The organism is Clostridium nigeriense (assembly GCF_050585265.1).
Lineage (GTDB): Bacteria > Bacillota > Clostridia > Clostridiales > Clostridiaceae > Clostridium > Clostridium nigeriense_B.
This window is the reverse complement of sequence record NZ_JBNOOE010000004.1, coordinates 53,157-64,862: the sequence shown is the minus strand read 5'-3', so window position 1 is coordinate 64,862 and position 11,706 is coordinate 53,157. Positions and strand designations below refer to the sequence as shown.

The window sequence follows — 11,706 nt, the reverse complement described above, 5'->3', positions numbered from 1 at the left end:
AAAAAAAAAGCCGAGAAGAACTCCAAGGACTCTTCTCAGCTAATGCCTATCATAATAGTGACACGCTAATCTAAACTACTTATAATTTTACATATCAATTTACAACTAAATTTTACTTTAACTACATTATTTTGTCAATAACATTTCCATCATCTTCACTTAATTCAGTATTCTTGTTTTTTTATCCAATTCAATCTTTTCAATTAATAATGAAGAATTAAAAATGAAAAATTCAGGATATTTTGCTTCACAAAATTTTTCTATAGTATTCTAATTGGATCAAAGTTTAAATAGTCACAAGAAGTTATTATATATTCAATTCCTTCAAACTCTCCAGAAAAAGCTGTATTTAGAGATGGTCCATGTAAATGTCCATAAATTACTTTTTCTACTCCATACTCTTTAAATAATTCTGTAAAAGCAGATTGCTCTCCTTTATCATTTAATGGTGGATAATGAATCATTACTATAAATTTTTCATATCCAGCTTCTTTTGCTTTATCTAAAGATAACCTTAATCTTATTAGCTCTCTATCAAATATCTTCTTATCTTTTTCAGTAAATCTATCTGTTCCTTCAAGTATCCATCCTCTTGAGCCACAAATAGCATAATCTTCATATGTATAGAAGTTATTTTGTATAAACTTCATATCTTCATACATACTATTAAGCTTTGATATTCCTCCCCACCAATAATCATGATTACCTTTGGATATAATCTTTTTGCCAGGTAATGAATTAATCCAATCTAAATCTACCTTACTATCGCTTGATCTCATTGACCAAGATATATCTCCTGCAATTAATACCATATCATTGTCTGTAATTTTATTAGTCCAATTTTCCTCTATCTTTTCATCATGCTTAAGCCACTTTTCTCCAAAGATATCCATAGGCTTATCTGTTGTAAAAGCAAGATGAAGATCTGAAATAGCGTATAAAGCCATTTATCTACTCACCTTTCTAAGATTAAAAATTAAAAATGAAGAATTATTGATGTAATTCTTACAGAATTACTAAAATTAATACTTTTTAAAAATATTAAAGGAGTTTTTTAGTCAATTTTTCATTACTCACTCTTAATTTTTCATTGTACGACAGCACCATTATTTTCAAAACTCATTTAGTAGTTTTTTTCATTAATTATAACATTATTACTTCTTCATTCTTCATTATTTTAAGCTATCTAAATCTGTTATATATGCAATTAAATGTACTAATGCTTCACAAAACTCTGCTGCTATATATTCTCCAACACCTACATTGCAAAGTAAATCTGTCAATTCATTATTATACACTATAGGAGCATCATTTTCTTCTGCTTTTTCAATAATTTTATCTGCTATATATCATATAGTTTCTATATTGGATATTAATTTGCTTTTAGTTATATCTATTATTTTAACAAATTTATATTCATATTCTAAATTAATATCTATTTTTTATCTAAAATCTTAATATATCCACCAACTATACCTAAGTTTTATATCTTTACTTAAAAGCTTTTAATTTGGAAACATCTTGGAAATATCCTTATTATATTTAGAAAATATTGACTTATATAATAAAATCAAAGATCGAAATAAAAGGAGATTATATTTATGATAAGAAAAAAACTAATTAAACTTTTAATATCAACTGTTATTCTACTACCCCTACTATTTATCTCTTGTAATAATTCCAGTAAAAAAATAACTATATCAGATGATACCCAAAGTGAAGTAGCCATGGAAGAAAGTGAAGTCCTAGCTGCAATAACTGATGGTGAAAAACTTATAGATGAAGAGAAATTTGAGGAAGCCAAAGAAGAATTCATTAAAGCAATTAATTTAGATAAGACTAATAAAGAAATATACCTAAGAATAAAAGATAAATATTTATCTGTAGATAAATCAGATGAAGCTTATTATTTTATTAAAACTGCTGTTACAAATAATGTGGACGTTGAGAATATGAAATCTGTATTAAAAGATATATCTAATAAATTTGAAAAAATAAATATTCAAACTTCAATATATCAAAATAGCAATTATTCATTGCCTCAGCAAGTTACTACTATGATTTCAGGTGAACAAGTTAACATTCCAGTATCTTGGGAAAACCAAGTAGTAGATACAGAAAATGTAGGAACTTTTACTTTCCAAGGCTATAACGAGGATTATGGTAGGAGCATAACTGTAGAACTTACTGTTTTAGAGAATGTTTATGAAAGACAATATGGTTTCTTAAAAAATATTAAAACTGAAAATGGAAAAACTTATTTAGATTTTGATTTAATAGAGCTTTATATAGGTGACGAAGCTTTACCTGAAGCTATAAAAGATAATAAAGCTGGATATGATGAAGAAAAAAAGAGATATTTCTTACCTGATCCAATTTATATTAGAAATAATTATGATACTATTTCAACCTATTTAGTTGATAATAATACATCTTATTATTTATGTGCCTATAATTTTTTCCCAGAAAAATCAGATTTAAAATCTGGAGATGAAGTACCCGTTTCTTTAGATGAATTTTCTGAAATGAATACTAAGTATCTTAATGATACTAACTATGGACTAATGGTATGGTTTGATATAAAGAATGGTACAGTAACAAAAATTTCTCAGCAATATAGACCTTAATTGAAAGGAGATTTAATATGTTTAAGAAATTAAAAATTAATACTGAAGAATTAATGATAAAACTTCTAGAGAAGTTTTTAAAATAATAGTTTTTCATCAATTCTAAAAGAATTACCTAAATAAATTAGTCTCCCTAATTACCTATGGTATATTTTTCATTCTATATTTTTAAGGGACTATCACGCAATTAATAATTATAAATTTTTAATTGTTAACTGTGTGATGTCCCCAATTATTTCTCTTTTTTACCCTCTTATTTATGTAAAGTATTTATTAATTTGTAAAATTTTATTATAATTTACTTGTATGAATCTATAAAGGAGATCAATATGAATAATCAAATACTCATTGTTGAAGATGATAAATCTATAAATGATATATTATTTCACACTTTAAAATCAGAAGGATACACACCTTATAGTGCCTTTTCTCTAAAAGATGCTAGAGGTTATTTAAATGTTAATTTACCTGACTTAATTTTATTAGATTTAAACTTACCTGATGGAGATGGCTTTCAGTTATGCAAAGAAGTAAACTTAAATAACTCTATTCCAATTATAATACTTACTGCTAAAAGTGATATCGTGGACAAGGTTCTAGGTCTTGAGCTTGGTGCAGATGATTATATTACTAAACCCTTTCATATTAAAGAAGTAGTAAGCAGAATTAGAGCTATTTTTAGAAGAATAGAGAAAACTACTAATGGTTCAAATTCAAACTTCATAACTATAAATGAAAACATAAAAATTAACTTTAAAAATAGAACAGTATTAAAAAATAACGACCTTATACAACTTAAGCCAAAAGAATATGAGCTTTTAGAATTCTTTGTTCAAAATAGAAATAAAGTTTTTTCTAGAGAACAACTTATTGATAATGTTTGGGAGTTTTCCTATGATGGTGATTTAAGGACAGTAGATATTCATATCAGAAGACTTAGAAGTAAATTAGATACTAAGGGTACCCCATCTATAATTGAAACGGTATTTTCTGTTGGATATATTATGAGGTAGATTATGAAAATTAAATATAAATTCACCTTAATTATTACAAGTATTCTTATTATTTTAGGATTATCCCTAAATATTTCTGTAAGAAAAATACTTAAGGATAATATGGAAAGTTCAATTACCTCTTCAATGAAAGAAGTGATGAAAAGTACTAGAGAATCTATAAAATATACCTTATCACAAAGAAATTACCTATATAAAGATAAGGCTTTAAAAGAAGAAGCAAATTATTTATTAGATTATATATCACAAAACTTTGATAGTACACTACAAATTTGTGATATTAGTGGTAATGTACTAGCTTCAAATCTATCTTTTAAGCCAATTGAAATAAGTCAAAACCTTAGTGAAGTAAAGGAAGGTAAAACTATAGTTAATATTAAATATCAAAATAATGAACTAATTGGATTATTATCTTATCCCATTATAATAAATGAAAGTTATATTGGAATTATAAATTTAAATAAGGACTATACAACCCTATATGAGGAATATTACAAAGCAACAAATATTTTAACCTTAATTGAAGTAATATTAATAATCTTTATATTTCTATTATCAACTAGGCTAACTAATAAAATAGCAAAGCCCATTACTAACTTAACTATAGCAGCAAAAAGCCTTGGAGAAGGTAATTATGATGTATTATTAAACACTGATGGTAATGATGAAATATCTATTTTATCTAGGGAGTTTCTTAATATGAAAAATAAAATTAAAGAGCAAATATTAGATATAGAAAATGAAAAAGAAAAGGTGGAAAGATTAGCCCTAAGTAGAAAAATATTTTTTGATACAGTAACTCATGAACTTAAAACTCCACTTACTTCAATAATTGGATACTCAGAAATGATATTAGAAAATGTAGTAGATGATGAAGAATTTAAAAAGAGAGCTGTAAGTAGAATTTATTCTGAAAGCCAAAGGCTAAATACCCTTGTATTAGAAATAATAAAAATCTCTAAAGGACTTTCTTCAATAAAAGAAGAATATATAGAATTTAATATAAAGGAACTACTTGAACAAGTGATTTCCGATATGTCTATAAAAGCTGAAAAATATAATTTAACCATAATCTCTAATTTAGAAAATAGTATATTAAAGATTAAAGTTAATAAAATAAAAGAGGTTTTTATTAATTTAATTGATAATGCTATTAAATACTCTATTAATACTAATATTACTAATAATATTGAAATACATGGATTTATAGAAGCAAACTTCTACAAAATCTCAATTTTAAATAAAGCTAATCCAATTCCTGAAGAAATATATAGCCATATTTTTGAACCATTTATAAAAATTAATTCAGATGATGATAACTATAGTTCTGGCTTAGGATTATATCTTTGCAGTGAAATAATAAAAGATCATAACGGAAGCATTACCTTATCAAATGGAAATAAAGTAGAGGCAATTGTATACCTACCCTATTAAATTGTGCATGAGTTTTTAAATGTTAATTAAAAAAGGCTGCCTATGCAGCCACTTTTATTCAACTACTATTTTATTGTAGTTTTTCTTACCTCTTTTTAATAATGCTGATCCATCTTCTAAATCTGATTCCTCTAAAGTTCTAGTAACTTCAGTTACTTTTTCACCATTTAAAGAAAGTCCTCCTTGCTGAATTAATCTTCTTCCTTCAGCCTTTGATGGTACTATTTTATTTTCAGCCATTATATCTAAGATTGTTGATCCAAGCTTTTCTTTAGATATAGTAACTGTTGGAACGTTACTCATATCTACTCCACCTGAGAATAAAGCTTCTGCAGCAGTCTTGGCCTTAAGAGCCTCTTCTTCTCCGTGAACTAGCTTAGTTACTTCAAAAGCAAGTCTCTTCTTAGCTTCATTAATTGCTGCACCTTCAACTGCACAAATAGTTCTTACTTCATCCATAGGTACGAAAGTTAATAATGCTAAACATTTTTCTACATCTGCATCATCAACATTTCTCCAATATTGATAAAAATCAAATGGTGATGTCTTTTCTGGATTAAGCCATAAAGCTCCTCCAACAGTTTTACCCATTTTTTGTCCTTGACTATTTGTTAAAAGTGTACAAGTCATAGCCATTGATTGGCCTTGAGCTTTTCTTCTAACTAACTCTACACCTGCAATCATATTTGACCATTGGTCATCTCCACCTAATTGCATCTTACAACCATATTTTTGATTTAATACGTAGAAATCGTATCCTTGCATTAACATATAGTTAAATTCTAAGAAAGAAAGTCCCTTTTCTAATCTTTGTTTAAAACATTCTGCAGTAAGCATTCTATTTACTGAGAAATGAACTCCTACTTCTCTTAAGAAATCTACATAATTTAAGTTTAATAACCAATCTGCATTATTAACTAATATTGCCTTATCATCAGAAAAGTCTATAAATCTTTCCATTTGCTTCTTAATAGAGTTAACATTATGTTCTATTTGTTCCTTAGTAAGCATTGCTCTCATATCAGTTTTTCCAGATGGATCGCCTACCATTGCAGTACCTCCACCAAGAAGTGCTATTGGTCTATGCCCAGCTTTTTGCATATGTGCCATGAACATCAATGCAATAAAATGTCCAACATGTAAACTATCAGCTGTTGGATCAAATCCTATATAAAAAGTTACTTTTTCCTTTTCTAGCAATTCTCTAGTTTCTTCTTCATGAGTAAATTGCTTTATGTATCCACGATCTAATAACTCGTCTAAAACATTAGCCATTCTACGTATCCTCCTCTTATCTTTACTTATTATAGTATATCTTTTTATTAAAATAATATCAATGTTCAATTATAGAAAAAGGCTCTTGCAGTTATTTCTACAAAAGCCCTTAACTTTTTAACTTTTATGCCACATACTCTTTTATAAAATCTGGTAAATCATCTATACATTCACAGTTTAAATTTATAAAGATACTTAAATTATATCTTTGAGAGAATTCCTGTAATTTTTTGAACAAATTATTTGATCCCGATATATTTTGGTTAATTATATTTGATAAGGCATCAACATAAACATTTTCTACATCATAGTTTTGAGATATAATCCCACATAACAAACCATAAAAGCTATCGCTGTCTAATACACCTAGTTCATTAGTATTTATAAATCTAATTTTTCCCCTTAGTTGCATCCTACGTCTTGCGTCATCATCGATATAAACTGAATCACCCTTTGATATTAATATACGTTCATTTGCAAGCTCTATTAATTTTTTAGATTTACCTGCACCTCTTTTTGAACAAAAGACTTGAATCATTGGAATCCACTCCTTTTATATATTTTTATATCTTAATTTATATATATTCTTCATTATTGAAATTATTTACAAAAAAATATTAAAATATCATATCTAGGTTCCGTCGCTTCGCTCCAAGTCACCTTGCTATGATATTTTAATACTTCAAAACTGAAGGTAATAATTCCTCATTCTTCGGAATTATGAACTTATATTCTCTTACTACGCTTTTAGTCATAAACTCAAAACTTTAATTATTGAGATTATACATTCATATATATTATGAAATTTATTAATTCTTATTTTAAATTAATCTGATTATACCTACAAACTATCCTTAACTATACCGGTTCCCTCCATAATTATATCTACATTTACTTCTAATTCAGCTTTACTTATTGGATCCTCTACTGACTCTTTAGGATAATTTATCTCTAATAATCTTTGTATTTCAAATACATCTATCCCTTCTGCTTTATACTTTTCAAAAGTATAATTCAGATATCCTTCTACTTCCTTTTCCTTTGCTACCTTAATATAATCAAGCAACTCTTTATCAACTATAGCTTTTCCTTGCATTTCAGCAATGGAAACTCTTATAGTTAAGTTCTTAATTAATTTTATATTTTCATCATCAAAAATTAAATTACTATTAGTAGTATTGCCCAAAATTTCTAAAGTTATAAACCCACTTTCATCTTGTGGATTAGAAATTTCTAAAGTTCCTTTTGTAACTTTATTCATTAGTAAATTATAGCTCATTGCATCCCTAGCATCTATTCTATCTACTAATGCTCCATCTTTTATAATTGCTCCTCCCCCAATCTCAACTTTCTTATCTAAAGCATCTTCTCTAATTTCAATACTACCAACTATATAAGTATTACTATTATCTACTGTATTACTCAAATAATCATTAATATTAGCTCTCATAGCTCTAGGATTTCTTTTGTTTTTATGAACTAATTCTTCAAGATATAGACCTAAATATTCCTCATCGCTTGATGTAACCTTTAAAAGATCATCTACCTCTCCAAAATAAACAAATAAATCAGGTTTTATTTGAAATTCTTGATTGTTATTTATTAAATCTGTATATTTATTAATTCCTTCTTTAGCTGCCTTTTCTGTAAAAATATATGCTCTATTTTGAGAATAGTTTAACTCATAACTAGAGGCTAAGTTTACATCTCTTAAAGCTTCTAATGCAGTTTTTCCTTCTCCTCTATAAATTATTCTCTTGCCCTTATCAGAGCTTTCATTAGTGCTCCTATAAGGCTTTACGCAATCTACATAAACTACTGCTCTTCCGAAATCATCTGTATCAAAGATTATACTAGTAGAAAAACTTACTTTATTTATATCTCTATAATTAAAGCATCCCCCCAATAGTAAAGGAAGAAATGCAACTGATAAAAATCTTATGAATTTTTTAGTTTTCATTTTTGTTTCCCCCTTTTTATAAAATCTTTTGATATTTTATTTAGCGATCCTCTTAGTACTACATCTTTAAATCTATATTCACTTATGCTACCAATTGGAAATAAAAATTGATATCCTACTGAATCAAGTTCTGCTAATTGTACTAATAATAATAAAGTTCCTGATAAAAATCCTGGAATTCCAAAGGCTGCTGAAAAACAAACTAATATTATTGCCCAGAAAGATACAGCTCCATAAAGCTTTGGTATTAAGAAATATGAAAGTGTACTTAAAGCTACTACTATAATTGTAATTCTTGAGGCTATTCCAGCTCCTACTGCTGCATCACCTAATATTAAAGCAGAAACTATACTCATAGCACCTCCTATTGGCTGTGGCAATCTAAGTCCAGCTTCTTTTATAAATTGAAAGGCTAACATCATTAATATAACTTCAATAAATGTCGGAAATGGTACTCCAGCCCTAGATACTGCAAGTCTAAACATAAATAAAGATGGTATCATTGCAAAATGATATGTCATTACTGCAACATATAATCCAGGTACTAAGGTTGCAATAAAAAAAGCTAGCCATCTTAGAATTCTATTAAAGTTTGTATAATACTTATTTAAATAATAATCATCTGGCATTTGAAAGTTTTCTAAGAAAAAATATGGAGCAGTAATAACAAAAGGTGTCCCATCTACTATTACTCCAACTCTTCCTTCCATTAATTTTGCACAAACTTCATCAGGTTTTTCTGTATAACCCACTGTATCAAAAAAACTATTTTGAGTTTTAATTGCATCTTCAATATAATTAGTATCTAAAATAAATCTCAAATCTAAGTTCTTTACCTTATTTTTAATTTCATTTATTAATTTTTCTGGTGCTATTCCTTCTAAATAGCAAACCGCTACTGAAGTTTGAGATGTTTTTCCAACTACCACTGCTTCAAATTTTAAATTAGGATTTTTAATACGCCTTCTTATTAATGCTACATTATTAACTATTAATTCGTTAAAACCTTCTCTTGGTCCCTTTAATACAGATTCTGTTTCCGGTGTACCAACTCCCCTTACTGGAAATCCCTTAGCTTCTACATACATTATTTCCTTATAATTTTCGAAAATAACTGCCGGATCACCAGATAATATATGCATTACAGCATCATCTGCATCCTTTGCAATTCCTGCTGCATTTATATCCAAGGAGTCCTCAATTACTTGTTCTAAGGAACTTAATTTACCATCCCTATATGCTAATTCAGTTCCTCTTAATGGCGCGACTACATATTCACTTATCATTTCTGAATTACATAAGTCGTCTATAAATACTATAGTTGCTTTTCCTAGTACAGTTTTTACTGGCCTATATTTAACATCGAAGGAATTTTTTAATTTTTCCTTTACATATTCTAAATTCTTCATATACATCACCTGTTTGTATTATTTGTTGTAAAACTGTTTAATATTCATAATAGTTGGGAATTATATTTAGTGAAAAAACTCTATATGAGTTTTCATAACTTAATTACATCAATAATTATAAGGTTTTTACTTCTCTGTATTTACTACAGCCTTATAGCTATTAAGTTTAATTATTTAGAAATGAAAGGGATTTATTATGAATAAAATATCTAGTAAACATTATGTTCTATTTATACTTGGTGTAACTATAATTTCACTAAAGACTTATTTATCTGTTTTTATAAATGAAGGGGGAAGAGATACTTGGCTATCATCTTTATTAGCTGGAGTTATTTTCATTTGTTTTTTACTATATATAATTAATATTTGTAAAGTAAGTAATACCTTTGATATAAAAGAAATATTCCATAAATCAATGCCAAAACTTCTTAGCTATATTTGTATTGGCATTTTTGTATTAGGCCTATTTATAAATGCAGTAGAATCTGCTGCTGTAGAAGCTAATGTAATTCATTCAACTTTATTTATAGATACTCCAGTTTGGTATGCCTTAATATTTTTTATAATTCCATCATTATTCATCTTTACAAAAAAAATGCGTACAATATTAATATTTGTATTAGTGAGTGTTGGTATATTTTTAGTAAATGGAATTGCACTTTTTCTATTAACACAAGGATATACGGATATAAATAACTTGCTTCCTGTACTTGGAAATGGTCTATCTAAAAATTTTTTCTCTACTACCTTACTTATTTTAGGTGGTTTTTCAACATTTATGATAGTAGCTCCTTATCTTAAATATATAGATAAAAATCAACATCTAAGAAAACATAGCTTTTATGCTGGAATAATTGCTATTGTCTTTGTAGTTATATCCTTTGTTACTGCTATAACTGCCTTTGGTCCATCTAGAGCTGCTAATATTTTTTATCCTGAATTTGTTCTAAGCCAAAGAATTGAACTAGCAGGATTTTTAGAGTTTGGTGAACTATTTTTCATAATACAAACAGTAGTAGGTTTCTTTGTTAAATACATTTTAGCTACCTATAGCATATTATTGATACTAGAAAAATATATAAAAAGAAAACCCATATTTATAGGTATTTATGTATTTATAGTCTTTGTATGTGCAAACTTTTTGGGATTAAATAATTTCTACCTATATGACTTACTTAAATATATGCAGATAGTTAATTTAGTAGCTTTTATTCTTATTCCTTTTATTGTTTTTACTTTATACCATATTAAACATAAAAATTTAAACAACAAAAAGTCTTAATTAATCATGTATTTTATGAGGAAAAAAGCATAAATTTAACGCTTAAATTTCCCTTAATGTACCTTGCATAAAATTTACTTTATGTTATAATAAGTTTGAATATTTAAATAATAGGAAAAATTCGATAGATCTCTCCCCTTAAAGTTCATATTTTGCCTTAAGGAAGAAATTATCAGTTTGTGCCTATGAATTTTAAGGAGGAATTTTTTAAAATGGAAGACAAGAAAATAGTATGTAAAGATTGTGGAAAGGAATTTGTTTTCACAGTAGGAGAACAAGAATTCTACAAAGAAAAAGGATTTGACAATGATCCTGTAAGATGCCCAGAATGCAGAAAAGCTAGAAAGGCTCAAAACAACAGAAGATAATTTCTGTTTTAAAATGGACTGTATCAAGAAGACTTGATACAGTCTTTTTTTGCTTCAACAATTATTTCCAGTATTTTTTTTATTAAGTTGCACAAGCTATTTATAGTAAGAGTTAGGAGGTCAAAAATTTGAATTTCTTAAAAATATCCTTTACTTTATTAGTTTTACTAATGTTAATAATATTAATCTTTAAATACTCCTTTTGGGTGATTAATATAATATTACTGCTATCAATTGCTACATTATTAATAGATATATTTTTTAGTAAAGAAAGAAGAAATCATTTTAGCTAATAAAATGATTTCTTCTTTTGTTTATGTCCATTTCTCCATTGTTGT

The 11,706-nt window shown here is 27.1% G+C and carries 10 protein-coding genes and 1 pseudogene; 5 read left to right on the top strand and 6 right to left on the bottom strand.

All coding sequences use genetic code 11. The annotated features are described in order from the left end of the window. Positions 1-260: 260 nt before the first annotated feature. Together ACQPVP_RS05035 and ACQPVP_RS05030 are read right to left on the bottom strand one after the other, a co-directional pair. Positions 261-947, bottom strand: coding sequence for a metallophosphoesterase (locus ACQPVP_RS05035; RefSeq protein WP_430847871.1), 687 nt, complete (start codon positions 945-947; stop codon positions 261-263). A 225-nt stretch (positions 948-1,172) separates the two neighbouring features. Then, positions 1,173-1,349, bottom strand: a pseudogene (locus tag ACQPVP_RS05030) (EscU/YscU/HrcU family type III secretion system export apparatus switch protein); the annotation flags it as partial. 252 nt (positions 1,350-1,601) lie between these two features. Between ACQPVP_RS05030 and ACQPVP_RS05025 the strand changes: the two are divergent. From ACQPVP_RS05025 to ACQPVP_RS05015, 3 genes are all read left to right on the top strand, one after another. Next, entirely contained in the window at positions 1,602-2,627 is a 1,026-nt protein-coding gene (locus ACQPVP_RS05025) for an Ig-like domain-containing protein (RefSeq protein ID WP_430847869.1), read from the top strand. 329 nt (positions 2,628-2,956) lie between these two features. After that, positions 2,957-3,640: a response regulator transcription factor gene (locus ACQPVP_RS05020; RefSeq protein WP_430847867.1), complete on the top strand. Its 684-nt coding sequence runs from the start codon at positions 2,957-2,959 to the stop codon at positions 3,638-3,640. A gap of 3 nt (positions 3,641-3,643) precedes the next feature. Then, entirely contained in the window at positions 3,644-5,074 is a 1,431-nt protein-coding gene (locus ACQPVP_RS05015) for a HAMP domain-containing sensor histidine kinase (RefSeq protein WP_430847865.1), read from the top strand. Positions 5,075-5,128: 54 nt separating this feature from the next. Here ACQPVP_RS05015 and tyrS read toward each other — a convergent pair whose 3' ends face one another. The 4 genes from tyrS to ACQPVP_RS04995 form a co-directional block, all read right to left on the bottom strand. Then, positions 5,129-6,349, bottom strand: coding sequence for a tyrosine--tRNA ligase (gene tyrS / locus ACQPVP_RS05010; protein ID WP_430847863.1), 1,221 nt, complete (start codon positions 6,347-6,349; stop codon positions 5,129-5,131). A 124-nt stretch (positions 6,350-6,473) separates the two neighbouring features. Further along, the gene (locus ACQPVP_RS05005) at positions 6,474-6,887 is read right to left on the bottom strand and encodes a hypothetical protein (protein WP_430847861.1); all 414 of its coding nucleotides are present in this window, start codon (positions 6,885-6,887) and stop codon (positions 6,474-6,476) included. Between the two features lie 303 nt (positions 6,888-7,190). Then, the gene (locus tag ACQPVP_RS05000; protein ID WP_430847859.1) at positions 7,191-8,309 is read right to left on the bottom strand and encodes a Ger(x)C family spore germination protein; all 1,119 of its coding nucleotides are present in this window, start codon (positions 8,307-8,309) and stop codon (positions 7,191-7,193) included. Further along, a complete protein-coding gene (locus tag ACQPVP_RS04995; protein ID WP_430847857.1) occupies positions 8,306-9,718 on the bottom strand; it encodes a spore germination protein in 1,413 nt (470 codons plus the stop codon). Before ACQPVP_RS04995 ends, ACQPVP_RS05000 begins: the two co-directional genes overlap by 4 nt. A gap of 196 nt (positions 9,719-9,914) precedes the next feature. Here ACQPVP_RS04995 and ACQPVP_RS04990 point away from each other — a divergent pair, with 196 nt between their 5' ends. Both ACQPVP_RS04990 and ACQPVP_RS04985 read left to right on the top strand, forming a co-directional pair. Further along, positions 9,915-11,000, top strand: a complete 1,086-nt coding sequence (locus tag ACQPVP_RS04990; RefSeq protein ID WP_430847855.1) for a GerAB/ArcD/ProY family transporter — start codon at positions 9,915-9,917, stop codon at positions 10,998-11,000. Between the two features lie 212 nt (positions 11,001-11,212). Next, positions 11,213-11,368 (top strand): zinc-ribbon domain-containing protein, encoded by a 156-nt coding sequence (locus tag ACQPVP_RS04985; RefSeq protein WP_430847853.1) that lies wholly within the window; start codon positions 11,213-11,215, stop codon positions 11,366-11,368. Positions 11,369-11,706: the final 338 nt, after the last annotated feature.